The organism is Geomonas terrae (assembly GCF_004791675.1).
In the GTDB taxonomy this organism is placed as follows: Bacteria; Desulfobacterota; Desulfuromonadia; order Geobacterales; family Geobacteraceae; genus Geomonas; species Geomonas edaphica.
This window is the reverse complement of record NZ_SRSC01000005.1, coordinates 127,984-153,400: the sequence shown is the minus strand read 5'-3', so window position 1 is coordinate 153,400 and position 25,417 is coordinate 127,984. Positions and strand designations below refer to the sequence as shown.

General features: G+C 61.3%; 26 protein-coding genes and 1 tRNA gene. 12 read left to right on the top strand and 15 right to left on the bottom strand.

Features of this window, described 5'->3' with window-relative positions; translation table 11 throughout:
• Positions 1–30 precede the first annotated feature (30 nt).
• Positions 31–945, top strand: coding sequence for a transporter (locus tag E4633_RS18790; RefSeq protein WP_135872625.1), 915 nt, complete (start codon positions 31–33; stop codon positions 943–945).
• 61 nt (positions 946–1,006) lie between these two features.
• Positions 1,007–1,513, top strand: a complete 507-nt coding sequence (locus E4633_RS18785; protein WP_135872623.1) for a hypothetical protein — start codon at positions 1,007–1,009, stop codon at positions 1,511–1,513.
• Between the two features lie 111 nt (positions 1,514–1,624).
• Here E4633_RS18785 and E4633_RS18780 read toward each other — a convergent pair whose 3' ends face one another.
• The 4 genes from E4633_RS18780 to E4633_RS18765 all read right to left on the bottom strand — a co-directional run bounded on the left by E4633_RS18780 (position 1,625) and on the right by E4633_RS18765 (position 3,828).
• On the bottom strand, positions 1,625–2,278 hold the full coding sequence (locus tag E4633_RS18780) for a DUF6448 family protein (protein ID WP_135872621.1): 654 nt from the start codon (positions 2,276–2,278) through the stop codon (positions 1,625–1,627).
• Between the two features lie 53 nt (positions 2,279–2,331).
• Positions 2,332–2,667, bottom strand: coding sequence for a hypothetical protein (locus E4633_RS18775; RefSeq protein WP_135872619.1), 336 nt, complete (start codon positions 2,665–2,667; stop codon positions 2,332–2,334).
• Positions 2,668–2,848: 181 nt separating this feature from the next.
• Positions 2,849–2,925: transfer RNA gene (locus E4633_RS18770), tRNA-Met, on the bottom strand.
• A gap of 168 nt (positions 2,926–3,093) precedes the next feature.
• Entirely contained in the window at positions 3,094–3,828 is a 735-nt protein-coding gene (locus E4633_RS18765; RefSeq protein WP_135872617.1) for a hypothetical protein, read from the bottom strand.
• A 473-nt stretch (positions 3,829–4,301) separates the two neighbouring features.
• Here E4633_RS18765 and E4633_RS18760 point away from each other — a divergent pair, with 473 nt between their 5' ends.
• Both E4633_RS18760 and E4633_RS18755 read left to right on the top strand, forming a co-directional pair.
• Positions 4,302–5,138 carry a sulfite exporter TauE/SafE family protein gene (locus tag E4633_RS18760; protein ID WP_135872616.1) on the top strand — a complete coding sequence of 279 codons (837 nt, stop codon included), beginning with the start codon at positions 4,302–4,304 and terminating at the stop codon, positions 5,136–5,138.
• The gene (locus E4633_RS18755; protein WP_246038240.1) at positions 5,132–5,446 is read left to right on the top strand and encodes a DUF1634 domain-containing protein; all 315 of its coding nucleotides are present in this window, start codon (positions 5,132–5,134) and stop codon (positions 5,444–5,446) included. The genes E4633_RS18760 and E4633_RS18755 overlap by 7 nt, the downstream gene beginning before the upstream one ends.
• On the opposite strand, the gene E4633_RS20665 is transcribed toward E4633_RS18755, so the two are convergent.
• Positions 5,443–5,604, bottom strand: coding sequence for a hypothetical protein (locus tag E4633_RS20665; RefSeq protein ID WP_198419480.1), 162 nt, complete (start codon positions 5,602–5,604; stop codon positions 5,443–5,445). The two genes, E4633_RS18755 and E4633_RS20665, sit on opposite strands and share 4 nt — an antisense overlap.
• 53 nt (positions 5,605–5,657) lie before the next feature.
• Here E4633_RS20665 and E4633_RS18750 point away from each other — a divergent pair, with 53 nt between their 5' ends.
• Complete coding sequence (locus E4633_RS18750; RefSeq protein WP_198419479.1) at positions 5,658–5,828, top strand: carbonic anhydrase; 171 nt, start codon at positions 5,658–5,660, stop codon at positions 5,826–5,828.
• A gap of 69 nt (positions 5,829–5,897) precedes the next feature.
• On the opposite strand, the gene E4633_RS18745 is transcribed toward E4633_RS18750, so the two are convergent.
• From E4633_RS18745 to E4633_RS18730, 4 genes are all read right to left on the bottom strand, one after another.
• Positions 5,898–6,299: a DUF309 domain-containing protein gene (locus tag E4633_RS18745; RefSeq protein ID WP_135872612.1), complete on the bottom strand. Its 402-nt coding sequence runs from the start codon at positions 6,297–6,299 to the stop codon at positions 5,898–5,900.
• A 28-nt stretch (positions 6,300–6,327) separates the two neighbouring features.
• The gene (locus tag E4633_RS18740) at positions 6,328–7,479 is read right to left on the bottom strand and encodes a pilus assembly protein TadG-related protein (protein ID WP_135872610.1); all 1,152 of its coding nucleotides are present in this window, start codon (positions 7,477–7,479) and stop codon (positions 6,328–6,330) included.
• Positions 7,480–7,625: 146 nt separating this feature from the next.
• Positions 7,626–8,927: an L-lactate MFS transporter gene (locus E4633_RS18735; RefSeq protein ID WP_135872608.1), complete on the bottom strand. Its 1,302-nt coding sequence runs from the start codon at positions 8,925–8,927 to the stop codon at positions 7,626–7,628.
• A gap of 426 nt (positions 8,928–9,353) precedes the next feature.
• On the bottom strand, positions 9,354–9,557 hold the full coding sequence (locus E4633_RS18730) for a GSU3473 family protein (protein ID WP_135872606.1): 204 nt from the start codon (positions 9,555–9,557) through the stop codon (positions 9,354–9,356).
• Positions 9,558–9,827: 270 nt separating this feature from the next.
• Between E4633_RS18730 and E4633_RS18725 the strand changes: the two genes are divergently transcribed.
• From E4633_RS18725 to E4633_RS18715, 3 genes are all read left to right on the top strand, one after another.
• Positions 9,828–10,319: a Spy/CpxP family protein refolding chaperone gene (locus E4633_RS18725; RefSeq protein WP_135872604.1), complete on the top strand. Its 492-nt coding sequence runs from the start codon at positions 9,828–9,830 to the stop codon at positions 10,317–10,319.
• A gap of 167 nt (positions 10,320–10,486) precedes the next feature.
• The gene (locus E4633_RS18720; RefSeq protein ID WP_135872602.1) at positions 10,487–10,951 is read left to right on the top strand and encodes an FxLYD domain-containing protein; all 465 of its coding nucleotides are present in this window, start codon (positions 10,487–10,489) and stop codon (positions 10,949–10,951) included.
• Between the two features lie 49 nt (positions 10,952–11,000).
• Entirely contained in the window at positions 11,001–12,563 is a 1,563-nt protein-coding gene (locus E4633_RS18715) for a sensor histidine kinase (protein WP_135872601.1), read from the top strand.
• A gap of 18 nt (positions 12,564–12,581) precedes the next feature.
• On the opposite strand, the gene E4633_RS20660 is transcribed toward E4633_RS18715, so the two are convergent.
• A complete protein-coding gene (locus tag E4633_RS20660; RefSeq protein ID WP_198419478.1) occupies positions 12,582–12,758 on the bottom strand; it encodes a hypothetical protein in 177 nt (58 codons plus the stop codon).
• Positions 12,759–12,948: 190 nt separating this feature from the next.
• Here E4633_RS20660 and E4633_RS18710 point away from each other — a divergent pair, with 190 nt between their 5' ends.
• From E4633_RS18710 to E4633_RS18700, 3 genes are all read left to right on the top strand, one after another.
• On the top strand, positions 12,949–14,121 hold the full coding sequence (locus E4633_RS18710; protein WP_135872599.1) for a glycosyltransferase family 4 protein: 1,173 nt from the start codon (positions 12,949–12,951) through the stop codon (positions 14,119–14,121).
• 204 nt (positions 14,122–14,325) lie between these two features.
• On the top strand, positions 14,326–14,688 hold the full coding sequence (locus tag E4633_RS18705) for a hypothetical protein (RefSeq protein WP_135872597.1): 363 nt from the start codon (positions 14,326–14,328) through the stop codon (positions 14,686–14,688).
• A 64-nt stretch (positions 14,689–14,752) separates the two neighbouring features.
• Positions 14,753–16,108: an OmpA family protein gene (locus E4633_RS18700; RefSeq protein ID WP_135872595.1), complete on the top strand. Its 1,356-nt coding sequence runs from the start codon at positions 14,753–14,755 to the stop codon at positions 16,106–16,108.
• A 61-nt stretch (positions 16,109–16,169) separates the two neighbouring features.
• Here E4633_RS18700 and E4633_RS18695 read toward each other — a convergent pair whose 3' ends face one another.
• The gene (locus tag E4633_RS18695) at positions 16,170–16,802 is read right to left on the bottom strand and encodes a cytochrome c3 family protein (RefSeq protein WP_135872593.1); all 633 of its coding nucleotides are present in this window, start codon (positions 16,800–16,802) and stop codon (positions 16,170–16,172) included.
• A gap of 670 nt (positions 16,803–17,472) precedes the next feature.
• On the opposite strand from E4633_RS18695, the gene E4633_RS18690 reads away from it, so the two are divergent.
• Positions 17,473–18,240 (top strand): hypothetical protein, encoded by a 768-nt coding sequence (locus tag E4633_RS18690; protein ID WP_135872591.1) that lies wholly within the window; start codon positions 17,473–17,475, stop codon positions 18,238–18,240.
• A gap of 302 nt (positions 18,241–18,542) precedes the next feature.
• On the opposite strand, the gene E4633_RS18685 is transcribed toward E4633_RS18690, so the two are convergent.
• From E4633_RS18685 to E4633_RS18670, 4 genes are read right to left on the bottom strand one after another with little or no spacing between them, the layout of a single operon-like run.
• A complete protein-coding gene (locus E4633_RS18685) occupies positions 18,543–19,706 on the bottom strand; it encodes a hypothetical protein (protein ID WP_135872589.1) in 1,164 nt (387 codons plus the stop codon).
• Positions 19,707–19,735: 29 nt separating this feature from the next.
• Positions 19,736–22,435, bottom strand: coding sequence for a beta strand repeat-containing protein (locus E4633_RS18680; RefSeq protein ID WP_135872587.1), 2,700 nt, complete (start codon positions 22,433–22,435; stop codon positions 19,736–19,738).
• 14 nt (positions 22,436–22,449) lie between these two features.
• Positions 22,450–23,205 carry a cohesin domain-containing protein gene (locus tag E4633_RS18675; protein ID WP_135872585.1) on the bottom strand — a complete coding sequence of 252 codons (756 nt, stop codon included), beginning with the start codon at positions 23,203–23,205 and terminating at the stop codon, positions 22,450–22,452.
• A gap of 52 nt (positions 23,206–23,257) precedes the next feature.
• Positions 23,258–25,291 carry a carboxypeptidase regulatory-like domain-containing protein gene (locus E4633_RS18670; protein WP_135872583.1) on the bottom strand — a complete coding sequence of 678 codons (2,034 nt, stop codon included), beginning with the start codon at positions 25,289–25,291 and terminating at the stop codon, positions 23,258–23,260.
• Between the last annotated feature and the right edge of the window lie 126 nt (positions 25,292–25,417).

Genomic DNA, 25,417 nt, shown 5'->3' with positions numbered 1-25,417 from the left:
CCGACGCGACACAGATCAAAGGAGTAAGTCATGAAATTCAGCAAGCGCATCATCCCGCTTTCCCTCGTGGCACTTTGCACCTGCGCCGGCCTTTCCTGGGGCGCCGATGCCCCCGCCACCCCCCGCCCCTTCGGGCCGACCATCTCGGCCTTTGGTCCCGCCGGCACCGGCTTCCCGGTGGGGAAACTCGGCGTCCTTCTCAATTACCAGTACTGTGAGACCGACGGCATCCGCAAGGGAAGCAATGAAGTGAACGAAAACGATGAGTTGAGCAAGAATGTCGGGGTGGTGAAATTGCGCTACGGCATAACCGAAGGTCTCGACGTCCGCACGGCGACCCCACTGTACGATGTCTACAAGAAGAACAACGTGACCGGCGCAGGGGAGCACCTTGGGTGGATAGGCGACACCGCCATCGCCCTGCACAATGTGCTGATGAACCAATCCAAAGGGGCACTTTTCGACCTGGCGGTCGACGTAGGCCTCGTGGTGCCGACGACGGACGTCAACAGCAAAAGCGTCGACTTTGTCGGCAACGCCGCCTGGGGCACCGGCGGCGCGGTGGGCCTCACCTACTCAACCGGATCGCACCGCTTGGACCAGGAGATCCACGTCTACACCTTCACCGAAGGCTCCCACTCCTACCGCAAGCCTACCTACATAAGGAGCACCACCGCCTGGGGCTATGCGATGAACGAGTATTTCGACATGGGGGCGGAATCGCAGTTCGACTGGAACGCCAGCAGCGAGAAGGACGGCAAGAGTCAGAACGACTCCAAGAACGAGTGGTATGCCGGGCCCAAGGTGGCGTTCAAGTACAAGCCCTGCGGCTTCGCGGCGGGACTGGCGGCCATGTTCCCCTTCGCCCGCTGGTATGAAGCCAATACTCCCTCCGAGGGGTACCGCATCGAATTGAAACTGAGCAAGACCTTCGACCTTCTGTAGGGCATCAAGGCGGGACGACGTCCAGACAAGCGGCGGGAAACACAACGGAGACGGGAAAGTCATGGAACAGCAGTTGCAGCTACGCGATGAACTCGGGTACGGATACGACAGCAGATACGCCAATATCCTCGAAGTCATGGACGACGTCATCTTCAATGCCGAGCATGGTTGTGTGAAAAGGGCGGAGAAAGGGCTCCAGCATCTACTGAATAACACCATGGACCACGCCCGTGCCGAAAACGGGGCCATGCTGGCTACCTACTATCCAGAGAGGACGAGACATGAACTTGATCATGTGGTGATCTGCAAAACCATCGCCGCTCTTTGCTGGCGGTGGTCCCGCTCCCATCACAGGTTGAACGATCTTTATGAGTTGCGCGAAGTCGTCTTCCACCACATAGGAACCCATGATGAGGCTTTCGAGCTGTTTCTGATGGGGATGATGTCCACTCCAGCCGTTAACTGCTCGACGGTCCACCGACAACTATCCTCTTCACTGCGCCTGGAGGAATTCCGCTCGAGGGGTGCTAATCGCTGCGGGTCCACCGAGCTGGCCCAGACTCATTGAGCACAGGCCAGGGCTGAGAACGGTGGTCATACACAAAAAAGTGCCAGTTGCGGCGATCGCAACTGGCACTTCCTTTTTCATCTCAGACTAGACGCCTATTCAATCTGAACGTCAATGCTTGTCGGCACCGTGCTCGGCATGGCCGCCGTGCAGCTTGCCATGTTCCTTATGCTCCTTATGTTCGCCATGGGCACCTTTGCCGGTAGCGTCCATATGGAGTTTCTCCACGTAATGCGTGAACTCGACATACGCCTCGACGAACTCGCGCCCCTTGGCAACGCTTTCATCCTTGTGTTTGTACGCCTCAGCGGCACGCTCATAGCGCTTCTTGATACCCGCCGTAACATCATCGGTAACAAGCTTCACGAGGGCGTCAGCCGATCCGCCGGCAAGAGCCTTGTCCGCCTCCGCTACCGCAGGCTCCACCTCGCCGGCAGATTTCAATCCGGTGAAAGGGGCACCCTCCCCCGCACGATGGATCTTCACGAGAGTGGCGAAGAACTTGTGGTGGGCGGCTTCACTGTGAGCGCCTTTCGCTGCCAGCGCCTTGTTGAAGGCAGCCTTGACCGCCTTTTCATCTTTCGCTTTTACCCATTTGAGAACCGGGGTGATGTCTTTCGCCTCCAACGCCTTATGCGCGTCCTGAATGACGGGGCCGTCAAGCGTGTCACAGTGGGCCGCCGCATCGCGGGGCATTCCGAAAGAAAGAGCCACGACCGCGGCGACTCCAGTCAAAGTCATCTTCAGTATGTGCATGGTTTTCATCTCGAATATCTCCTGTTGTTGTGCGTGTTAGTTAAAGCCTTTGAGATAGGAAATTAACTGCAACAACCGGATTGTCGGGGAGGCTTATATATCCTTCGGGCGTAACCGTCAAGTTGCCTGCAGTAGAAAGGGGAGGAAAGCGTGCCGGTCACGGTGGGGGTCACAAGGCCCAGGGAAGATGGCAGGAGGTAAGGGGAATCAAGTTCGCAGCAGCGGATATCGGACTGATGATCGCCGGTCGAGCCGTGATCAGCATCGCTGTCCGCATCATGGCACAAACCGGCATGCGCCGTTTCAGCTGCCAGCATTTCCAGAGTATAGGCATGAATAGTGGCAGGCACTGTCAGAACAAGCATCAGGAGAATGATGGCAACGTTCCGTATGGTCATGCGAATGACGCTCATGATTACAGGAATAGCACGCTGACAGTCACGTTTCCTTGATCTGCATCAACAAAACAGACTCATGTGGTGCATGACGCTTACCAGTGGGCAGCAATTCCATGCTGCGAACTGGTACACGCAGACGCAAAAAAGGGGTTAGCCTATTCGGCTAACCCCTTGTATGTTTTGGTTGCGGGGACAGGATTTGAACCTGTGACCTTCGGGTTATGAGCCCGACGAGCTACCAGACTGCTCCACCCCGCGTCATTGAGTCCCAACTTGTAACACAGCCTTCACAGCCGAGTCAACCCTTTTGTCGAAAAAAGTTTCGACGATGCGAAAAACTACCAGTCGGGCACCTGCACAAAAAGCGACGGGGAAGATGCCACGGCACCTCCCCCGCCTATGCTACAGCCTTCCACGCCGCCCGGCTTAGGGGAAGTTGATGTCCAGCTGGGTGGTGAAGGTGTTCTTGCCGGCCATCGACTGGTCGTTGTAGATGTCGTAGCCCAGAATCACCGAGACGTTCTTGGTGAAGGCCCAGGATGCACCGAAACTGAAAGCGCCTACCGTGTTATCGCCACCCTGGTAGTCGGCGGCAACCCAGAGCTTGTCCGAGATCTCGCTCATGGTGCGGTCCCAGGAGAGGAGCACGCCGTCGTTCTTGTCGCCGATCACCTTGTCGTTGCCGACGTAGTAGCCGGCGGAGAGGCGCCCCACCACCGGGAGGGTCTTCGCGGCGAGACCGTACACGATGTTGCTGTCGGTCAGGTCCTTCTTGGTGCCGAAGCCGTAACCGCCGAAGGCGAGCGCAGGGGAACCGGAGAAGAGGGAGTCTTCCGGAGTGCCGAGCTTGGCGTTGAAGGAGAGCGGGTTGCTGTCGAGGGTGTTGATCCCGTAGGTCATATAGTCCACGCCGACTTCAGCCTGAACCTTCTCGAAAGGGAGCACGCCGGCGGTGAGCCCAAGATCGTAGACATTGGGACGGAAATCGGAACCACCGGATGAGGTCCGGGTGTAGTTGTCGATACCAAGGTGCAGCGACTTGAAGGCCTGCACGTCGGTGGACGGAATCCAGATCTGGGTGGAGGGTGTCGCCATTGCGATCCCGGTGGTTGCGATGGTCAGCGCCGTTGCCATGATGAGACTTTTGATGATTCTTTTCATGTCGTTACTCCTTTGTAATTGTTTTTTGTTCTATCTTCTTTGCAACAAACTCTCTCAGACTTTCAGCCTTCCGACTGAACCTCCCCCTTTCACTGAATTTGCATAAAAAAAGGCGCCTCTCACCCGTAATGGAGAGGCGCCTTTGCCTGTCATTCTTCGGCCACGTGCACTACGCTGTGCTTCGTACCTTGCGCTGTAATTAGCAGGAGCCGTGCCAGCTTCTATCCATGCACCTAAACCCCAGTAATCATTAGGCGCAGATGTGCCACCAGTGCCGGACAGAGACAAAAAAGAGGCAGAGAAGCCTAATGTTTAAGCAGTCTCACCTGCGCACCGGTGCGTATGAGGACCGGGGCTCCGACCGCGTAACATTGGTCTGCTGTTAGCCTTTTTTATTTGTAAAGGGTGTGCAGAAAAGGTAGATTGTGCCGGTTGCAAAGCGCCGGCGTTTGCCGGGTCGGAGGGGCTTAAAAGTGGTCATCACCTTCATACTCGTTTTTGTATTAGGAATCCTGGCCGGGGTGGCGGGGGCCATGCTCGGCCTCGGCGGTGGCATCATCATCGTTCCCGCCCTGACCCTCGGCTTCAACATGCCGATGCGCACCGCGGTGGCCGCCTCCACGGTCTGCATCATCGCCACCTCGACGGGAGCCGCCGTCGCCTTCCTGAGGGACCGCCTCACCAACACCCGGGTTGCCATATGGCTCGAAATGGGGACCGCCACGGGCGCCCTGACCGGCGCGCTGGTAGCCGCCTGGGTGAACCAGCGCCTTTTGTTCATCCTCTTCGGAGTGCTCCTCGCCTACTCGGCGTACAACATGTTCCGCACAAGGAATGAAGAGCATAAAAAGGAAGTGACTCCCGACGCCATCTCGCAGCGGCTTAGGCTCAAGGGTTCCTACTACGACAAGGCGCTCGGACGCCGGATCGACTACCAGGTGAGCCGCACCATCCCGGGGCTCATCATCATGTACTTCTCGGGAGCGGCCGCGGGACTCCTGGGGATCGGGGCGGGGATTTTCAAGGTGCCGGCCATGGACCAGGTGATGGGGATGCCGTTCAAGGCCTCGAGCGCCACGTCCAACTTCATGATCGGGGTTACCGCGGCGTCGGGTGCGGTGGTTTACTTCGCGCGCGGCGACGTGAAGCCGCTGGTGGCGGGGCCGGTCGTTCTGGGGGTGCTGATCGGGGCGATCCTCGGCGCGCGCCTCATGGTGCACATGAAGGCAAGCAAGATCAGGCTCTTCTTCATGCCGATCCTGGCCTACACGGCGATCGAGATGATCTACAAGGGGGTGAAGTGGTGGTAGGAAACGATCAAGAGGCGGGCGCGGAGGTGCACCCGATCGAGCTGGTGCTGGCGCGGCTGTTGCGGCTTGGGTCGCTGATCGCCGCAGCGCTTCTAACGGTGGGGATAGCTCTCATGACGATGGGAATGACCGTGCTCGCGCCGAAACTGATCACCGCCGGGCTCCTCGTGCTGCTGGGAACCCCGGTCATGCGCGTGGTGGCGGCAAGCATCATCTTCACGAAAGAGCGGGACTGGCACTTCGCCTTTTTCTCCATCGTGGTGCTCTGCGCCATGGCCGCCGGGATCTATTTCGGCAAGGGGGACTAGCCTTCCCTCTTTTCCTTCGAGGCGGCCAGCTTCTGCTTCGCCCGCTCGGCGATCTGCTTGCGGCGCGGCCCGCTCACGAGCTTCTCTTCCAAAAACGCGATAGCCGCGATGCCGACCGTCACCAGTATCCCGATACCCAACAGGTTCAACAGGAACATCCTCACCTCGCTGCGTTGATTTGCCGCCCCACTCTGCCCCAAAGCGCTCCCCCTTGTCAACCATCACGCCGCTTAGCGGACATATCGCGTGGCATCCGGTCGCAGCTGCCGCCCAGCTTCCCAAGCGGTCGAAGCTCCTCGCCAAGGAAGTGCAGGAAGGGAAGATCAAGATCGTCGCCGCCAAGTACGACATCGACGACGGCAAGGTCACCCTGCTCAAGTAGCTCCGCAGGTTGAAAAATCAAGAGCCGCCCCCTTTAAAGGTGGGCGGCTCTTTTGCGTCTTGGCCTTGGTCAGGGCGCGTCCCCGGTACGGGGCGGCGGGTGCAGCGTCGGGACCAGGGCGGGATCCAGTTCGGCCATCCGCTCCGCCCCCAGGGAGACAAGCGCCGCGCGCATCCCCCCCGCGTCCTCCACAAGCCGCGCTACGTCCACCCCCTGGCATGCCGCGGAGACCCGGCGCAGCATCTCGCAGGCGCGCTCCAAAAGCCCCTCGGCCCCCTTGAAGTTGCCGTTACGCCAATGATGCAGCGCGACGGCTATCTGCAGCACCCCCTGGTAGAAGTCCCGCATCTCCCCCTTGGACCCCACCCAGAGTTCTTCGAGCGTCTCGTGGCACTCAAACCAGGCGCCGGAGTTGAACTCCTCGATCGCCTGCAGCAGTTCCTGCGGGGTCTCTTCCCGGCACTGATCCATGGGGCACCTCACGCCTAGGCAACCATTCCTAATCGACCAGTACCGGCCGCAATCCCGGGAGGAGGCGCTTTCCGGGATCGTTGCAGGCGACGCTGGAGATACGGTCGATGTACAGCCCTTCCCCGCCGGGAACACAGGTATTGGCCGGCTGGTCCGCCTGTGCCTGCGCCTTGCCGCATCCCGGTGCCCCCGCCGTGCAGATCCTGCTGATACGCACCAGCGCATACCGCGTCACGGTGTGCTGCTGATAGCTGCCACCGGGCTCGAAGGCGGAGCAGTCGGTTGCGGGAACGATGAGCCACCACCCGACAAGCCTCCCGTTTTTGTCGTACTCCTTGTTGGAGCGATCCACCTGCGGATCGTACATCATGGCCTTGATGTCACGCAGGATCGTGTCGCTGCCGCTTGCCGCGGTGAAGATCGGGAGACCGCACACCTCCTGGACCGGCATTTCCTGGCAGACGAGGTCGGACATGGTGTTGGTGAGGGTGACCGGGTGCAAAAGGGAGGTGTACAGGTAATGGCTCGCGAGGGCGCCTTTTCCCTGCGCGTCCCACGGAGCGTGGCTCATGCGCCGCTCCGGGATGCTGCAAATCTCCGGGAAGGTGCAGGAGGCGGGGGTCGCCTCGCCGCAGATGGCGATGTTGGCGCGGGTGCCGGGGACGAGGGCAGCGGTGGCGACCGGCGTGGTGCCGAAGCTGTCGGTACCGCTGATCTTGGCGATGAAGGTCCCCAGGGAGCCAAGGCCCACCGAACTGCTCTCGGCGGTGCGCCTCGTTCTCACCTGCACGGCGTTCACAGGGGTGGCACCCGGGGTATAGCTGCGGCTACTCATGTTCCAGAAGCCAACCGTGATGTCGTTGTCGCCGGTGAGCGCGTTGCCGTTGTTGTTGAGGAGTCCCACCAGGGCGGCGGCGTCGTGCTTGCCGGTGACGAGATCGACCGCGGCGCTGCGCGCCTGCGCCTGCACCAGGTCGCTTGCGACCCCGGCAAGTAGCTTAGGGTCGGCCTGGGCCTGCTGGAGATAGCGCTGCTTGACGTTTTGGGCACCGGTCAACGCCGCCATCTCGGCGGAATGCTGCAAATCCTCTTCGCTTACGTACATGTAGCCGATGTCGATGGCAAGGCCTGTCACCACGAGGAAGACGACCAGCATGATGGTGACGTAGCTGGTATCCAAGGCTGAATCTTCTCCGGACACGGGGATCTCCAGATGGGGCGGTGTTTTGTTACAGCCGGGTGCGACATAATAGCATCATCACGCAAAGAAGGGCCATGCAGAAATCGCATGGCCCTTCTTTTTTACAACATCAGTTGAAAAGCATCCTAGGCGGAAACCTTGACGGCGACCTTCTCGCCTGCCACCTCGGCGGCCTCGACCTCGACCGCTTTTTTCTCACGCAGGAAGAAGGTGATCACGGTGCCGAGGGCCAGGCAGGAGCCGGCGAGGATGAAGGACTTGTTCAGGCCGCCCGGCTGTGCGTTCATCATCTCGGAAACGCGCCCCATGACGAAGCCCCCCACGCCCCAGGCGCTAAAGAGCACGCCGTAGTTGAGGCCGTAGTTCTTGAAGCCCCAGTAGTCCTTTGCGAAGGAGGGGAACAGGGTGAGGTTGGAGCCGTAGTTGAAGCCGATCAGGGAGGCGAGGACGACGAGCATCGCGGCGGAGCCGGAGCCGACCACGGGGACCGCGGCGAACATCAGGATGGCCTGGAAGCCGAGCATGATGGTCAGGGTGGCGCGGCGGCCGATCTTGTCGGAGAGGACACCGGCCACTACGCGGCCCGAGGCGTTGCCGATCGCCATGATGGCGACCGCCACGAAGGCCATGGGGCCCATGCTTTTCTTGGCGAGACCGGCCACGGAACCGATCACCATGAGGCCTGCGCCGGCGCCGATGAAGAAGGTGGCCCAGAGCATGTAGAACTTCGGCGACTTGAGCATCTCGCTGACCGTCGCGTCGTACACGGATTTCTTGGCCGGAGCGGCCTTCTCCTCACCCTTCATTACCGGCTCGGCCGGGACGTACCCTTTCGGGGGGTTCACCAGGGCGAAGGAGAGACCGCAGACGATGACGGCGAAGCCCGCCGCCAGGATGTACATGGACTGCTGGATGCCGTAGGCGCCCAGGAGATAGCTGGAAAGCGGCGCGATGTAGACCGGCGCCAGGCCGAAGCCGGCGACCACGATGCCGGCGATGAGGCCGGTCTTCTTGGAGGAGAACCATTTGAGCGCGGGCGGTGTGGCGGCGGAATAGCCGAAGCCGAAACCGGAGCCGGCGAGGACGCCGAAGCCGGTGACCCAGGCGGCGTAGCTGTTCGAGTAACCCATGAGGGTGAAGCCCGCCCCAACGAGGATGCCGCCGATCAGCGCGGTCTTCGCGGGACCTATCTTATCCTGGCATTTGCCCGCGACGATCATGGAGAAGGCGAAGGCGAGACAGCAGAGTGCGTAGGGATCGTTGATGGAGCTTAAGCTCCACTGGAAGGCATCGGGGCCGCCCTTTTCGATGGACGACTTGATGGCCCCCTTGAAGATACTCCAGGCATACAACACCCCGAGCGCCAGGTTGATACCGGTTCCGGCGGAGACTACCTGCCAGCCCTTGTTAGATGATGCTTGTGCCATGCCTTTATACCTCCATAGTTGGATTTGCGACTCTTGCCAGAGACCTTAGCAACCTGCATACCAATGTTTTAAAGTTTTGTATATTTTTCACTTCTGCCGTGTTTACGGCATCTTACGACGGAGCGCATCGTCCCGGAGCGGTTTTTCATCGCGTCCCCTTTTCGCACAACGGCGAAAGCGGTTCGCGCCAGTTCCCGGTACCGTTTTCCCTGTATGATGCGTGATATCAGCAGCTTGGTCCGGAGAGACGGACCCGCCGAGGCGCTTCGCAAATATGCGAAAGGGGCGCACCATGTTTTGCAAAATTGAAAATATTGGCGGATTTGTATAACAGGTAAAGAGGTGTGCGGTGAGGACTGCGACTGAAGAAAAAGCAAAGGCCGGCTCCCGCGGGGGCCGGCCCTGTGCCATGCGGACCTGAAAAGTTTAGCAGAACAACACGTTACCCCTGCGTTCGGGGCCGCGATAGACCCGCCCCCCCATCCCCCGCAGGCTGTCGACACCGACCTGGACGCACTCGCCGTCACTACGCAGGAAGGAGACGATCGCCGCCTGATCTATCAGCTTCTGGAGTTCCTCCGCCTTTACCAGTCCGCGTCTTTCATCCGCAAACACAACCGGAATCTTCATACCTATCCCTCCTTGAGATACTGGTCCGTCGCGCAAGCATCGTTAAGATATTTTATCAATACCTAAAGCGATGGCAAGAACCCCACAGGCAAAAAAAATCGCCGTGAGTAAGAGTGTTGACTTCTTTGAGCGTTCGGACGCCTCCTGTGACCATTGCCGTGATTTCCTCACTTCTTCCACATTGTCTACACATTCGGCAGGTAGAGTCTTTCCATCTTCGGCAACAACAGAGAAATCATAACAAAGAGCGAAATACAAAGGAGCGTCGACATGAAAAGACAAATGAAGCGCCTGATGCTATTTGCCTGCATTACCGCCACCACCGTCCTCGGAAGCCAGAGCGCCTTTGCCGGCTATGGTGCCGGCGGAGATGGACGCATGGGCGGATGCGAACAGCAAAAACACAAGGGGCACGGCGGGATGTTCAGAAAGATGGCCCGCGAGCTCGGCCTGACCGACGCGCAGAAGCAGCAGGTGCGTACGCTCTTCGAGGCGGAGCGGCAGAAAAACAAACCGACGTTCGAAGCCCTCGGAACCGAGCGCCGCGCACTCCGGGACCTCGTGCACTCAGGCAGTGCCGACGAGGGGGCGATCAGAGCCCAGTCCGCCAAGGTCGCCGCACTGCAGGCTGATCTCGCCGTGGCGCGTGCAGCGGTCGCGAAACAGGTCCTGGCCCTGCTGACGCCGGAGCAGGCAGCGAAGTTCAATGAGCTCAAGAAGGGGCGCGGCTTAGGCGGCATGTGCCTCGAGCAGGAGCGCTAGCCACGAACGAAGTTGCCGACTCGTGCAACTGCCGGGAGGGGACCCCCCTCCCGGCCTGTTACCATCACTACCCTCCCCCCCTCTTTTGGCCTCTCATTTCCGCCCCCCGCATTGTGCATTACCATCCCCTAGCGTAAAATAGGCACTGGTAAAAAGGAGGACAAATCATGAGAAGACCGGCAATCATTCTTTCATTAGCAGCAGCCCTTCTCTCCGCCTGCGCGACTTATCCGACCCCGAACCCGCAGCAGCAGCGCCTGCAGTCCATGCCGCAGCGGTACAACCAGTTCGATGTCGTCATGGGATGGGAAGTGAAACCTTCCGACGGTGGTACCGTCGTGCAGGGTATCGTGAAAAACGTCCGCTATTACATGATGCGCGGACTGGAGATATGGGTAGTGCCCCTTGACTCAGCCGGAAAGGAAATCACGCGCGGCGTGACCTACATCATTCCAAGCGACCTGCCTCTTGACCATAGCGCCGATTTCACCGTCAAGCTCCCCGTAACCGTCACCGCAGGCGAGCGGCTGCGCTTCACCTACAAATACTCTGGCAACGACGGCGGCGACGCTGACAAGGGGGGCGGCATAGACTGGATGCAGAGCTTCGTTACGGTGGTCCCGGCAAGATAGCAAATGCCCGCGCGCACTGGCGGCGGCAAGAAACGGCGGGGCGGACGTCATGACAGACAAAGATGACATGGAAAAGAAGGCCGCTGGCTCACCCCAGGCATCGACGCCGGAAAGGGACCAGCTATTCCGTTTTATGGCAGAGCAGGTAAGGGATTATGCCCTCGTCCTTCTGGACGCCAAAGGGGAGATCGCCTCCTGGAACAGTGGAGCCCAGCGGATAACCCGGTATCAGCCGGACGAGGTTCTGGGACGGCACTACTCCCTGCTGCATCCGAAGGAAGAGGTGAAGTCCGGCGCACCACAGCGGGAACTGACGGTATCGGGGTCGTTGGGGAGCCTGGAGCTGCAGGGGTGGCGGCTTCGCAAGGACGGCAGCCGTTTCTGGGCCTCCATCGCGCTCACCTCGCTCAAGGACGATACCGGCGGCATTTTGGGCTACTCCCTCATCCTCCACGACAACACGGAGCGGCGCGCCTCGGAAGAGGCGATGACTAAAAGCCGCAACATGTTGGAACGCCTCTTCGAGACGGCGCCGGACGCCGTCGTCGTCGTGGACGGCGGCGGGGTGATCCGCAAGGTGAACCAGCAGGCCGAGGTGATCTTCGGCTACATGCGCGAGGAGATGCTTGGGCAGCGCATCGAGCTCCTCATCCCGAAGCGCTTCCACAAACGCCACCGCCAGCACCTGCGCAACTACTTCGGCGACCCGCGGGCCCGCAAGATGGGGATAGGCCTCGAGCTCTACGGGCGCCACAAAAACGGCGCGGAGATCCCGGTCGACATCATGCTGAACCCGATCGCGGCGCAGGACGCCACCTGGGTCTTCGCCGTAATCCGCGACATCACGTTGCAAAAGCAGGGTGAGGCGAAGATCCTGGAACTGAACCTCACCCTCAGGAACCAGTTGGACCAGCTCGCCGCGACCAACCGGGAGCTGGAATCCTTCAGCTACTCGGTTTCCCATGACCTGCGCGCGCCCTTAAGGCACATCATCGGTTTCGTCGACCTGTTGAACGTGAAGGGGGGGACCAATCTCGACGACAAGAGCAGGCACTACCTCGAGGTGATCAGCGGCGCCGCCACGAGGATGGGGATGCTGATCGACGACCTGCTCGCCTTTTCCCGCATGGGGCGCAGCGACATGATGAAGGGGTGGGTGGACTTGGGTCTTTTGGTGCGTGAGATCGTGGCGGACCTGCAGACGGACGTGCAGGACAGAAAGATCGAGTGGGACGTGACCGCGCTTCCGGTGGTGCTCGGCGACGCGGCGATGCTGCGGCAGGTGCTTATCAACCTGATCGGCAATGCCGTCAAGTTCACGCGCGGCAGAGAGGTGGCGAGAATCGCCGTTGGTTCACTGGAACTGAAAGAGGAAACCGACATCTTCGTGAAGGACAACGGCGTCGGCTTTGACGAGGCCTACGCCAACAAGCTGTTCGGGCTGTTCCAGCGCCTGCACGCCAACGAGGAGTTCGAGGGCACCGGTGTTGGGCTCGCCATCGTTCAGCGCATCGTGCTGAGACACGGAGGACGCGTCTGGGCCGAAGGAACCGTGGACGGCGGCGCGAGCTTCTGGTTCTCGCTTCCGAAAACACTCCCGCCGTCCGTGTGACCCTGGCGAGGTGGCGCCCTACAGCTTGTTCCTGAGCGTCTCCTTGAGCTCTAGGATGGCAAGGGCCTGCATGTACTCTCCCAGGAAATCGATGTTCTTGAAGGCCACTCCCTCGCCGAAATAATCGTCGATCTCGTGGATCGCCTGCTTCATCAGCTTCTGTCCCGGGGTCAACCTTGTCAGATCCGGATTCATGTCTTTCTCCGCGTCGTTGTGACTTGCCTGCACAATTAAACATTCTAAATGGGGACCCCGGAGTGTCAACAACTCCGACGCTCTCCCCTCAGAGATTTAGCTTTACCAATGCGCCGCAATCGGGTTAATCTGTTGCCCCAGAGAACATCACCCGGGCGTCCATGCGCCGCCCCGCGGAGCACGCCCCGCCATGAAGATCCTGTTCGTTTCCCTGTTCCTGCCACAGCAAAACGCCTATCATGCCGGGGGACGCTACGTCAATGAGCTGCTGCGCCGGCTCTCGGAACGGCACGAGATCCACCTTGCCACCCGGTTCGAAGAGGGGGAGGAAGCATCCCTCGCCGAGCTGGCCCCCTACTGCGCCCGCATACATCCCTTCAGCTACCCGCGCATCTCCCGCAGGGGAATTTTAGGGTCACTGCGCCTTGTCGCCAACTACCTCGCCTTCAGCCGCTTCGCCGACCGGCTCATCCGCACCGGCAACTACGATCTCGTGCAGGTCGAATGGGTGGAGACCGCCCTCTTTATCCGGCGCGGGAGCACCCCGATGGTGCTCGACGCCCACGACGTCATCACCAAGCCGGCACGGCGCGCCTTCGAGCGCTCCCGCGGTGCGGCAAGACTTTGGCACGCCCTGCGCTGGCGTTTGGTGTGTGGCGTGGAACGCGCCATCATGTCACGCTTCGACCGGATCTTCACCATGTCCGAATTCGACCGGCGCTATCTGCTGGAACTCGCGCCGCGCTTGGACGTCTCGACCGTTCCCATTCCGGCCGGAATGGACGTAACCGATGTCAGCTATCCGAGGATCCCCGAGCGCCTGCTCTTTCTCGCCTCGTACCGGTACCGGCCGGTGAACGTGGAGGCTGCGCTGTGGTTCCACTCTCGCGTGCTGCCGCTCGTGCGCCGCGAGTTTCCAGGGGCGGAATTCGTCATCGCAGGCTATGGCCCTCCCGACGAGCTTTTGCGGCTGGCAGAGACCGATCCCGGCACCAAGGTCACCGGGTTCGTCGAGGATACCGATCCGGTTTACAAGAGTGCCTCGGTATTCGTCGCCCCCATACTTACCGGCGGCGGCATCATCGTTAAAATTCTCGACGCAATGGCCGCAGGCACCCCGGTGGTCACCACCAGCATCGGCAACGAGGGGATCAACGCCTCTCCGGGAGTGCATCTGCTGGTGGCGGACACCCCCGAGTCTTTCGCCGACGCGGTGATCGCACTGCTGCAAGACGAAGGCAAAAGGTGGCGCCTGGCTCAAAGCGGCCACGACTTCGTCACCGCAAACTTCAGCATGGAGGCGATTTTGGAGCGCATCGAGTCTTCCTACGCCGAGCTAACGAAACGGCGCCAGTCCCCTTAGCCGTATCCCGGCAGACACGGCGGCGAAAGCGCCCGGTCAAAGGCCCTTCGAGGTCGATGCGACGCGCACGCCGTTACTTTCTCCCTGGGTGAGACTGCTTCCGACGAGGATGCCTTGATCCGCTGCCGCCTGAGGCCGAAAAACAGTTGCCCCGGCAAGGGGTTGCTTGCTATAGTGCCGGGGATTTTTCGCAAAGGAACACCTATGTCCGATATGGAAAACCAGATGGGGCTCTTCGAGGCAGCCCCCGCGCCGGTCCCTCCCCCTGCTCCGGCCATGCAGGCAGCGCAACCCGCTCCCAAAGCGCTTCAGAAAAGCCCTGCCTCCACGGTACGCGAGGCGCCCGCAAAGTCCCCCAGCCCCAGAAAGGGAGCCGCCCCCGGGCGGAAGAAGACGCCCCTCTCGAAAGCGGCGCCGAAGGGGGTCTCGGGGCTCGTACCGGAGGGGGACGTACGGCTTACCGCCAACATCCGCCAGGACCTGCACCTGAAGCTGAAGATCGCCTCCGCCTACCGCAGAACCACCATCGGCGAGATCCTCGAGGAGCTCATCGAGAAATACGTGTGACATGGCGCGCGGAAACGCGCCTTGAACATTTTTTTTGCAGATAACCATCCACAGAGTGCCACCTATGCAAAAAACCGTTAAAAAACCGGTATCAAGGGTCAGGGCCGCGGCATGCGCCCTGCTTTTCCTCGCTGCGCTGGCCGACACGTCACAGGTTCTGGCGGCTGAGACCCCGCACGACTACACCTTTAACGTCTCCGCCGGCGGCCTTAAGTTCTCCGGGCAGGATGACCTGAGCCACAGCCTCGTGTACGACATCAGGTTCGGCTACGACATCGTCGGCACCAGCATAGTGGACAGCCTCGGCATCGAGGGGGGGCTCTCCTACGCCTCCGCAACTTCGTCCAAGGACAACACCAAGGCCCGCGCCTACCTGATGAGGATCGACGCGATCTATCCGTTTCTCCCCCGTAAGCGCCTGGTCCCCTTTCTCGCCGTCGGCGCCGGAGGTATGGTGATCGAGCGCCCCACCACGACCGAGGGATCCCCGCTACTGGCCTGGGGCGGCGGGATGAAGTACTTCCTCACGGAGTACCTGGCCCTTAGGATGGACGTGCGCCAGAACATCCTGTTCAACGTCGGAAGCCGCAACGACTTCCAGTACATGCTCGGCCTCAGCTTCCTCATGGACCGCGACACGAAGATCAGGCGCTTGCCGCTGCCTCCTCCTCCCCCGGCGGACAGAAAAGGGACCGCGGCACCCGCCGTCCCGATCATCGATTTCGACAAGCCGCAGGAACCGGGCAAGAAGGCACCCGAGAAACCGGCCGAGCCGGAGACACCGGCGCAGGTTCCGCTTCCCGCCGCGGTTATCGCAGCACCAATCGCCGCGGTCACCGGTCTGTTGAACCAACCGGAGCAAGCCAAGGCCGAAGCGCCGCAGGAGACGGTAGCCGCCGCTGCGAAACCGGTCGAGGCGCCGCCCCAGCCCGAGCCCGCCCCGCAGACGCGGGTACCGGTGAAGGTCGAACTTGCCGAGCCGTTCGCGGCACCGCTTCCCGACGCGTCCTCGCAGGAGATGATCGAATCCATCCTCTGCCCCGTCGATCCTCCGGCGACGCAGAAACAGCGGGTACTGAAGAAACCGTCGGCGACCATCTTCTTCGACAACGGCAGTGCCGTGATAAAGCCGCAGTTCATGACCGAGATCAACAGGATCGTCGCCTACGTCAAGAAGCACCCCGGAAGCGAGGTGCACATCGAAGGGCACACAGACCGCAACGGTACTTCAGACAGGAACGTCGACCTATCGAGAGCGCGCATGATCAGCGTAAAGCAGGCGCTCGTCAAGAAGATCGGCAGGGTGAAGGTGAAGCTTACCGAGCAGGCCTTCGGATGCCGTCTGCCGGTCGAGAGTAACAGAGAGGAAAAAGGAAGGTCGAAAAACAGAAGGGCCACCATCGAGGTGACCCCGCCCTAAAAGGGTAAAGTCATTGCAGAGAAGAGGCGGCGCGGGGAAGATTCCCGCGCCGCTTTTTTTGTTACTTGTTGTGGCAGGTGAGGCAGAGAGCGCTGCGACGGTCGCTCATGACGAGGTGGCCGCGTTCCTGGTTGGCGGGATCATGGCAGGTGAGGCAGCCGACCTTGCCGTCCACAAAGACCATTTTCGGATTGCCGAAGACCGGTTTGAAATCGCGGGGGTTGGATGCATAGGCTGCGTAATCCATCCCGATCGCGTGATCCTTCGCAGAGCCCCGCATCTGCTGGCGCCGGAACGGGTCGTTCTTGAGGTTGATGGTGACGTCGCTTGCCCTGGAGCCGTCGTGGCAACCGAGGCAGTCGAGGCTCAAAGGATCAACACCGATGGTGTTGGAAACGGGCTCGTTATCATCGGGGAAGAAGGAGGCCGGTTCGATGTTTTGGTACATCTCCTCGACGCTTGCCACCTTCGGGGCCGCGCCGTCCTGATACTGTGCCACCTTCTGCATGTAACGCACCTTGAACTGCTTGTTCTGCATCTGCAGGGTCAGCGCGCAGGTTTCGCCGTTACCGCGGGAAGCCACACCGATGGGCTGGAAAGCCGCCGATTCGTTCACTTGGGTGATGGCAGAGCAAAGGGTCATCGCAACAGCGGCCGTCAGCACGATTTTGTTAGTTCTTTTGTTAGCTCGCATGTTCCGTTACCTCCTTGGGTGTTTGACTTACCCATTACAAGGGGGATACCGGAACGTGGCACGCCGACAAAAAACTTATAAGCTGCAAGAATTATTACATATTTTTGCTAAGATTTTTGAGGCGATGAATTCTGTTTTCAAAAACCTCCTGTTCAAGAGCTGCACACTTTTGGCCGACCTATTTTTTCTCCTCCCGCTCCCCAGCCCGTGAAGCCGGGGAATCCCCCCCTCCCCCAGCATCCCGGCAGGCGCCCATCGCCACGCCCGCCTCGGCACAGGGAGTCTGCGGCAGCAGGCGCACCGGCCCAGGACGGGTCGCTGCGCAGGTGCTGGCAGTACCGGCAACGAGGGGTGTGCAGCCGCAAGGGCAAAGGTGAGCAAAATCTGAACTGCCCGTCCGTCGCCTCCTCTCGGCACGAGTTCGCTGCATGGATGGCGAGGGAATTGTCATAAAAATTCGGGATCGGGATCTGCTTCAGAAAGAACGAGCGCTGAGACATAAACGCCGGAAATGAAAGCAGCGAAGTGCAGGCATCAGAAAAACGCCGGCGGCACAATAATCTTTTAAAAATAGTGGAAATGAGGTAAAAATAGTGGGCGTGTCGCCGGTCACCCGTCTCTTACGGTACTTACACCGGCCGGTCCCATTTAACCAGAGAAGGAGCATTGAATGAAGAAAACTGCTATGAGAATCGCCGTTGGCCTTGTGGCCGTGGCTGCAATGACCGGTTGCGCAGGGACCACAAAGAACGCACGCGTGGCACGCGAGCCGCAGAGTGCTCCCGCAGAGGCACCGGTACCGGAACCGGTGCTGGAGGGGAAAGTAGTGGATATGGTGAACGTCGATTCCTACACCTACCTCCTCATCGAGAAGGACGGACGCAGCACGTGGTCCGCCATCCCCCTGTCCGACGTGAAGACCGGTGAGCAGATCGCCCTGGTTCCGGGGATCGACATGGTGAATTTCAAGAGCATGACGCTCGGGCGCACGTTCCCGTACATCCATTTTTCCGCCGGGGTCAAAGGTGGCAAACCCTACGCAGTGCCGCAGCAAAAGGATCCCGCGGGGCAGACGGCCGGTATGCCCACCAACCACCCTGCCCTCAACCAGGCTGCGGGTGACGCCAAGGCTGCCGGTGCGATGCCGGCAAACCACCCGCCGATGGAACAGCCTGCCGCTGAGGCCAAGCCGGCCTACCAGCCGGTTCTCTCCGGGAAGGTCGTTGAGACCCTTGACTCCAACGGCTACACCTACGTCTGCCTTGAGAAGGACGGGCGCAAGACCTGGGCCGCCATTCCCGTCACCAAGCTGAAGAACGGTGCCGACATCAGCATATTCCCCGGCAACATCATGCCGAGTTTCACCAGCAAGAGCCTGAAGCGCACCTTCGAGAACATCGTGTTCTCCAGGGGACTGGTGCTCGACGAAGACCAGTAAAGACGCAGGTCATCGCAGCAGCATAAAAGAGGGGCCCATCAGGGCCCCTCTTTTTTTTCGATTCCGTAAGAGGCGTTGATCCCTAATTTCGTTGCCATTCCGGGCCCCCCTGGGCAAGGATCTCAGGAAATACTAGGAAACGTCTGTGCGCTGGTCTCGAAGCCCTGAGCATGTCATCACGTCCCCCCTTTGCAAAATCCCCCGTGGCCCCAGTTCCGTCAATGAACAAATAAAAAAGGACCTTCCCGGCAGGGAAGGTCCTTTTTTGTACTGCGGCAGGTTCAGGCCCGAAGGCCACCTCGCTAGCGTTTGACGAGGGTGAGGTTTGCGCCGGTCACTACCGCACCGTTCGCGTCCTTCAGCATGGTGTTGGCGGTGGTGAAGGCGGTAGCGGCGGGTACGGCTACACCCGGGGCCACCATGAACTTCACGGTGGCGATATCCCCGGCCGGCATCGGCGTCGCGTCTGCCCGGTTGAAGATCACGCGCACGCTGCTTGCGGTGAGCTCGCTCCCGACGAGGGAGACGTTGGTCCCGCCGATCAGGTTGGTCAGCACACCGGAAGCAAAGGCGCCGGTGTTGTCGGTCTCAACGCTCACGTTGGCGGGCAGGGTGATGTCGGTCTGCACGCTCTTCACGCCGGTTCCGGTAAGGGCCATGGTAAGCGTCACCGTGGTCGCGCCGATATCGGCCAGCTCGCCGGGCATCGTCGTAGCGGTGATCCCGGTCTTGTTATTGGTGTTAGTCACGAAGGCGTCGAGCGCATCGGTGATGCTGGTCGCCACGGCATCGGTCATGACACCGGAGGTGTTGATGCCGGCGGCAACCGTGTTCAGCGTTGTGGCGAGCTTCGTCGGGTCGTTCCCCACCTGTGAGAGCGCGGCGAGCACCAGTGTGTAGTTCTTCTGGTCCGCGGTCCCGGCAAGCGGCGCGCCAGCGTCGAGCGGCTGGGTAGCGATGATGTCTTTCACTTTGAACAGATCCGAGACCTGGGCGTTGGCGGTGCCGATGTTGGCGGCAGTGACCTTTTTGCCGGGGCCACCGGAAAGGGTGACCGCCTGCCGTGCAGCGAGCTCGGTGAGCGGCGTGACGGCGATATCGACCGTCCCCGAGGTGGTGACCGCCATGGCGCGCAGCGGGGCGGTGGACGGGATGGTGGCGGTCTGGTTGGTCGCCTCATCGGTGTAGCTGCCGAACACTTCGACGATCACCGGACCGGTGTAGCTCCCCAGGTTGACGGTGTAGCGGCCGGTGGTCGCATCGGTGGTTGCCGTGGCGCCGATCTGCTTCTTGTCGGCTTCGGTTGCGCTGCTGTAAGGGGCGAAGACCTTCACGGTCCCCCCCTTGATGACACCGGCGGCCGCGACCCCGGTGACCGTGGTGGATTTACTTCCACCACCGCCGCCACCGCAGGCTGCAGTGAGCATCAGAAGAGCTGCAACGAATAGTCCTTTCCAGATTTTCATAGGTTTCTCTCCTGTTAGTTATTGATGGCCTACTGCCAGCTGACGGCACCGGTGATCTTCTCGAGGATCACCAGGGCGTCGCCTGCGTCCACCGCCCCGTCCGGGGCCGGCTTGCCGCTGACGAGCGGGGCTACGTCGACGTTGGTCTTCTGATCGGCGGTTGCGGTTGCGAGCCCGAGGGCGAACTTGAGCACGTTCTGAACGTCGGTGATGGTCGGAGCAGAAACGCCGTCGGTCACGTTGCCGCTCGGGTTCTTCCTGATGACGGTGCGGGTCACCGTGGAGCTGTTGCCCGACTCGTCGGTGGCGGTTACCGTGACGGTGTAGGTCTTCACGGTCGGCAGATCCATGGTTGCGCTGAAAGAACCGTTGGTGCCCACCACGGGCTGGGTCGGGATGTTCGTGCCGTCGAGTTTGACTACGAGAGCCGGGGCGGTGAGGGCATCGGTCACGGTACCGCTGAACGTTACGCTCGACTTGGCGGTGGCGAAGGAGTCCGCCGGTGCGGTGACTGCGAGGACCGGCGCATCCGGGTCGTAGGTGACGGTGATGGACTGGGTGTGCGGTCCGTTCACCGTGTCGGTAGCGGTGACCACGATAGTGTTGACCCCTTTCACGAGGGTCAGCTGGTAAGTGAAGCTGTTGCCGCCGTTCAGGGCGACAGGCGCCGCGGTGCCGCCGTTAAGCGCGATGGTCAGCGTGGTAGTCTGCGGCGCGCCGACCGTACCGGTAACGTCAACGAGAGAGCTCTTGACGAAGCTGTCGGCAGCCGGCGTTGTCACCGCGAGGTCGGCGGCGTTCGGGTTGTAGGTGATGTTCCTGGTCACCGAAGTCTGGCCGTTGGCGTCGGTGGCGGTTACTACGACGGTGTTGGCCCCTTCCGCGAGGGTGACAGCGGTGGAGAACGCGCCGTTCTGATCGTAGGTGATGCTCTGCGCAGCGCCGGAGTTCACCTTCACGGTGAGGCCCGAAAGCGAGGTGCCGGTTACTGTGCCGGCCACGGTGAGGGCCACATTTTTGGTAGTCGCGCCGTCGGCGAGCATGCCGGTCAGGGTCAGGCTCGGGCCGGTCAGGGTGATGGAAACAGACGCGCTCTTGCTGAGCGACACGTTGCCTGCGGCGTCCTTCGCCCAAGCGTAAAGGGTCTTGCTGGTGGTCCCCTGCGGGAGGCTGGTGAAGGTGTAGCTGGTCGGGGCGTTAGCGGTCCAGCCGGTTGCGTCGGCCGCCGGAGCGGTAGCGCTCTCGTTGACCAGGTAACCGGTGACGGCCAGGTTGTCGGTCGCTGCCACGGACACGGTTACCGTCGCACTGGTTGCGGTGGCGGGAACGGTGAAGGTGCCGACCACGGGCTTAGTGGTGTCGGGGAGGGTGATGGCGACTACGTCGCTCACACCGGCGGAGACGTTGCCTGCAGCGTCCTTCGCCCAACCGTAAAGGGTGACGTTCGTGGCCACACCCTGCGATATGGTGCCGGTCACGGTGTAGCTCGTGGGCGCGGTGGTGGTCCAGCCGGCCGTGGCGGCGGTGGGCTTGGTGGAGCTCTGGGTCACGAGGTAGCCGGTTACCGCCTTGTTGTCGGTCGCGGTGAAGGTGCTGACCGGGATGACAGTCGTAATGGAGGTAGCCGGGACGGTGAAGGCGGAGACCACCGGCGCTTCTGCGTCCGGCAGGGTGATGGTGATGTTCCTCGTCAGCGCGGTGGAGATGTTGCCCGCAGCGTCCTTGGCCCAGGCGTAGAGGGTTTTGGCCCCGCCCGAGGAGAAGGTGAAGCTGGTCCATGCGGTACCGCTCGTCTTCCAGTTGCTGTCGGTCAGAGCCGGGGTGCCCGAGGTCTCGGTCAGCAGGTAGCCGGTAACGCCAACGGTGTCCGTCGCGGTGAAACCGGAGACGGCAACCTGAAGCGTGGTCGAGGTCGCGGGGATGGTTACGCCGGTGACGGTCGGAGCAGTGGTGTCGGGCAGCGTGATGGTGACCGCTGCGGTCTTGTACGCGGCGTTGCCTGCGGCGTCCTTAGCCCAACCGTAGAGAGTGACACTCTTGGCCACGCCGGTCGACAAGCTTGCGGTAACGTTGTACTGCGTCGGAACGGTAGTGCTCCAGCCGGTTGTGGGTACGGTGGCACTCTCGGAAACGTTGTATGCGGCGACGGCAAGGTTGTCGGTCGCGGTAATGGCGATGTTGGTAATGGTCCTGGAGGTTGAGGTGGTCGGGATGGTGAAGGCCGAAACCGTCGGGGCCGCCGTATCGGGTACGGTGATACCGCCGTTGGTGGACGTGACGCTGACAGCGGCGCCGAGCGGATCGCTTACCAGGGGAGCCGTGCCGAAGGTGATGGGCAAGGTGCCGACGGCATCGGATTTCACAGGGAAACTCAGGCTGGCCACAGTCCCGTTGGCGATCACGGCACCGTCAACAGAGCCGTCCGCGTAAGCCAGGATGGTGATGGTCCCGCTGGCGGACACGTTCGAGGAGAATGCGATACCCGTCACGGTGGCGGCAGCGCCCTTAGTTACCGTCGGCAGCGCGGAGTACTTCGTCGGGTCGAAAGCGATCTGCAACTGAAGACCGCTTACCTGCGCTCCTCCGTTGTTGATGCTCACAGGCACAGAGGCGCTCTGGCCGGCAGTGCCCTGCACAGTGCCAATGGTCAGGGCTGCGGTAGCCGCCAGCAATGACTGCGGGCTGTATAAAGAGAACAGCGCACACAGCAGAATAAGCCATCTTTTCATCTTATAACCTCCGTTTAAGGTTTGGGGTCGGGGAGATTCCACTTGCCGAGGATGACATTGGACAGTGCGACGATGTCGAAAATGTTGGCCCCGCCATCCGGGTTCCAGACGCCGTTCACCATGTTGATGTCACATCTTTTATTGAAGGTGAAACCTGGCTTGTTGAAAATGATATTGACGGTGTTGACTATGTCGAAGACGTTAACATTGCCGTCCCCGTTGCAATCGCCGGCTACCCCGGCCACCATGTCGGTTACCGCCCCGGTGACGGTCACTGCGTTCGCCAGGGGATCGGTAGCGCCGGGAGTGGTCTGTACCGTGACTGCACCACTGGCGGTGTTGGCAACGGTGAACTTGACAAGGGCGACCACGCCATCGGTCATGAGTCCGCTGGTTCCGGCATCGGTTTTGTCGGTCATGATCCCGCCGTTGGGATAGCTCGAACTTTCGATCATGCCCCCGACGATGAGTATGCGATAGGTGCCCTCAGTGCCGACAGGGGTCAGCACGTTGCTGTAGAGCGCCTTCTTCGCACTGTTCGCCGCTACGCCGAGCGTCCCGACCGGCGCCGAGAGGAGCGTCGTGTTGTACTTCACGTCCAGTGCGACGCCCGAAACGTTGTTCCCGTTGGTCTTCAGCACTATAGGCACCGTGACCGTTCCGCCGGCGGTGTAAAACCCATCCCCGACGTTAAGCGTCGCATCCACCGCGAATGCCGAGGTCGCACCGACCAGCAGCAAGACGGCTATCAACAGACCTTTAAGCTTCATACTCCTCTCCTTGTTGGTTACTAGGTTAGCGGATGAGAATCCATCCCCGGCGCTACTGCGCGAGGAAGCTGTTGATCACCTTCTGGACCTCCTGAAGGCTGACCGAGCCGTTCTTGTCCGTATCCACAAAGTATGCCGAGGGTTGCACCCCGAGATACATATCGAGGGCCAACTTCACTTCCGAAATGGTGATCACCCCGTTCCCGTCGCTGTCTCCGGGGGTTACGGCGGAGGCGTCGATCGTCACGCTGCGCGCCACGGAGTCGGAGATGAGGCCGGTTGCCCCTTTGGCCCACGCATATAGGGTCTTTTCACCCACCCCGGTGAAGGTGTAGCTCGTGGGCGCGGTCGTCTTCCAGCCGGCGTCCGAAGCGGAGGGGGCGGAGGCGCTCTCGGTGATCATGTACCCTGCGACGCCGTAGGTCGGCTCGCTGGCGGTGAGAGTGATCCCGCTCACGGTAAGAGACGACGAGGTCGCGGGGACGGTGAAGGTGGTGACGGTCGGGATCCCCGTGCCGAGCACCGCGTTGACACCGGTGACCACGGTGGACCCGACGGTCAGGGTGTCCGCGGTGGCCAGGGTCGCCTTGTGGTTGTAGTACTGTTTCGCGTAGCTCGAGCCCGCGTCGAAGAGGACCTTGTAGCTCCCCACCGCGATTCCGGCGACGGAGTAGGTGCCGTCCGCACCGGTCACGGCGCCGGGGAAATCGGTCAGGGCGCCGCCCGAAGTGTAGAGATAGACCCAGACGCCGGGAACCGGCGCTCCCTGAGTGTTGGTCACGGTGCCGGTGAAGTTGACCTTGTAGAGCACCGCGTTGCCGGGAAGCTGGGTGATGGAGCCGTCGGTGACGGTGAGCGAGTAGGGGTAATCAAGGGTGGCGTAGCCGTTCGCGCCGATGACCCGAACCTTGTAGGTCCCCGGGGCGAGGAGCGGGAAGGTGAAAGCCCCCGCGGTGGTCGTGGTGACCGCCGGGTAGGAGGTCGCCTGGCCGCCCGAGGTGAGAAGCTGCACCGTGTACCCGACAAGGCCGGCACCAGTGCTGGTTACCACGTTTCCGGAGATGGCGCCCCACCCGCCAAGGACCGCGTTCACCCCGGTCTTCAGCACCCCGTAGGTGTTGCCGAAGGTGTCCGAGGCGTCGAGACGGTTGTTGTAGTAGACGGTCTTGCCGTTCTTGGAGTACTTGATCCAGTAGTTGGTGGTGTTGAGCCCGCCGACGAGGTAACTGCCGTCCGCTCTCGTGGTGGTGGAGGTGATGAGCTGGCTGTTAGTGCCGACGGTGTACACGTAGACGGTGGCGTCCGGCACCGGGGCGCCGGAGAAGTCAGTCACGGTGCCGGAGATGTTGGCGCCGATCATGACCAGGCCGTCGCGGTTCTCGGCGCTGTTGCCCGCTGCATCCAGGGTGTACACCGACCACGGGTAGGTGACCCCGACGGTGAGCGCGGCCGGGAAGGTCCCGCTCTGGGTGTACTGCGCGGAGAGGGTCGTCGCGCCGAGCTGCGCGGAGGCCCAGGGGGTCTCGTCCAGGCCGCTGATGGAAAGCTGGTACCCGGCTACGCCTCCCGCCGGGGGTGCTGCCGGAGCCTGCCAGGTGAAGGTCGGGTTGGTGGTCGCCCCGACGCCCCAGTTGGGGGAGGTGAGAGTCGCGAACGAGTCGAGCACCGTGCCCACGGTGAGGTTCAGGGTCTCGGGCGGGGTCGGGGTGTCCGGGTTGTCGAAGTAGGTCACGTCAACGCTGTAGGCCTCGCCGACAGCGGGACGCGCTGACACCGGTACGGTCACGGTGTAGGTGGTCCCGGCGGTGTCCGGGGTGAGGGCGACCGGGGTGGAAATCTGCGCGCCGGAGAGGTTCATCACGGCCCAGCCGGCCTGCGCGAGCGGCACCGTGACCGTCGCGGTGACGGAATACCCTTCCTGGTTCCCCTGCTTCCAGTGGCTCGTGGTGACGTTGTTGTTCGTCACCGTCGCCGTCGCGAGCGCCGCCTGCGGCGCCAAAAGGAGCACGAGCGCGATAAGCGCACCGGCGAGTGCCGTGCCTGCGGCGGATACTACGTTAAATCGCTTAAAAATGTTGAACAGCATCCTGCCTCCTCTTCGTTCACCACCCGGCTCATAAGCCTTAGGGCGGTTCGGCCTGTCTCCCAGAGAGCCACGTCTGGCGCGGCTCTCGACCCGGCCCTGCCGGGACAACAGATGCTGTAGCAATAA

Excerpts from the sequence above, each read along its gene's own strand:
- E4633_RS18790 (WP_135872625.1), top strand. The coding sequence starts at position 31 with ATGAAATTCAGCAAGCGCATCATCCCGCTTTCCCTCGTGGCACTTTGC.
- E4633_RS18785 (WP_135872623.1), top strand. The coding sequence starts at position 1,007 with ATGGAACAGCAGTTGCAGCTACGCGATGAACTCGGGTACGGATACGAC.
- E4633_RS18780 (WP_135872621.1), bottom strand. The coding sequence starts at position 2,278 with ATGAAAACCATGCACATACTGAAGATGACTTTGACTGGAGTCGCCGCG.
- E4633_RS18775 (WP_135872619.1), bottom strand. The coding sequence starts at position 2,667 with ATGACCATACGGAACGTTGCCATCATTCTCCTGATGCTTGTTCTGACA.
- E4633_RS18765 (WP_135872617.1), bottom strand. The coding sequence starts at position 3,828 with ATGAAAAGAATCATCAAAAGTCTCATCATGGCAACGGCGCTGACCATC.
- E4633_RS20665 (WP_198419480.1), bottom strand. The coding sequence starts at position 5,604 with ATGTTCCTGTTGAACCTGTTGGGTATCGGGATACTGGTGACGGTCGGC.
- E4633_RS18745 (WP_135872612.1), bottom strand. The coding sequence starts at position 6,299 with ATGGATCAGTGCCGGGAAGAGACCCCGCAGGAACTGCTGCAGGCGATC.
- E4633_RS18735 (WP_135872608.1), bottom strand. The coding sequence starts at position 8,927 with ATGGCACAAGCATCATCTAACAAGGGCTGGCAGGTAGTCTCCGCCGGA.
- E4633_RS18730 (WP_135872606.1), bottom strand. The coding sequence starts at position 9,557 with ATGAAGATTCCGGTTGTGTTTGCGGATGAAAGACGCGGACTGGTAAAG.
- E4633_RS18725 (WP_135872604.1), top strand. The coding sequence starts at position 9,828 with ATGAAAAGACAAATGAAGCGCCTGATGCTATTTGCCTGCATTACCGCC.
- E4633_RS18720 (WP_135872602.1), top strand. The coding sequence starts at position 10,487 with ATGAGAAGACCGGCAATCATTCTTTCATTAGCAGCAGCCCTTCTCTCC.
- E4633_RS18715 (WP_135872601.1), top strand. The coding sequence starts at position 11,001 with ATGACAGACAAAGATGACATGGAAAAGAAGGCCGCTGGCTCACCCCAG.
- E4633_RS20660 (WP_198419478.1), bottom strand. The coding sequence starts at position 12,758 with ATGAATCCGGATCTGACAAGGTTGACCCCGGGACAGAAGCTGATGAAG.
- E4633_RS18710 (WP_135872599.1), top strand. The coding sequence starts at position 12,949 with ATGAAGATCCTGTTCGTTTCCCTGTTCCTGCCACAGCAAAACGCCTAT.
- E4633_RS18705 (WP_135872597.1), top strand. The coding sequence starts at position 14,326 with ATGTCCGATATGGAAAACCAGATGGGGCTCTTCGAGGCAGCCCCCGCG.
- E4633_RS18700 (WP_135872595.1), top strand. The coding sequence starts at position 14,753 with ATGCAAAAAACCGTTAAAAAACCGGTATCAAGGGTCAGGGCCGCGGCA.
- E4633_RS18695 (WP_135872593.1), bottom strand. The coding sequence starts at position 16,802 with ATGCGAGCTAACAAAAGAACTAACAAAATCGTGCTGACGGCCGCTGTT.
- E4633_RS18690 (WP_135872591.1), top strand. The coding sequence starts at position 17,473 with ATGAAGAAAACTGCTATGAGAATCGCCGTTGGCCTTGTGGCCGTGGCT.
- E4633_RS18685 (WP_135872589.1), bottom strand. The coding sequence starts at position 19,706 with ATGAAAATCTGGAAAGGACTATTCGTTGCAGCTCTTCTGATGCTCACT.
- E4633_RS18680 (WP_135872587.1), bottom strand. The coding sequence starts at position 22,435 with ATGAAAAGATGGCTTATTCTGCTGTGTGCGCTGTTCTCTTTATACAGC.
- E4633_RS18675 (WP_135872585.1), bottom strand. The coding sequence starts at position 23,205 with ATGAAGCTTAAAGGTCTGTTGATAGCCGTCTTGCTGCTGGTCGGTGCG.
- E4633_RS18670 (WP_135872583.1), bottom strand. The coding sequence starts at position 25,291 with ATGCTGTTCAACATTTTTAAGCGATTTAACGTAGTATCCGCCGCAGGC.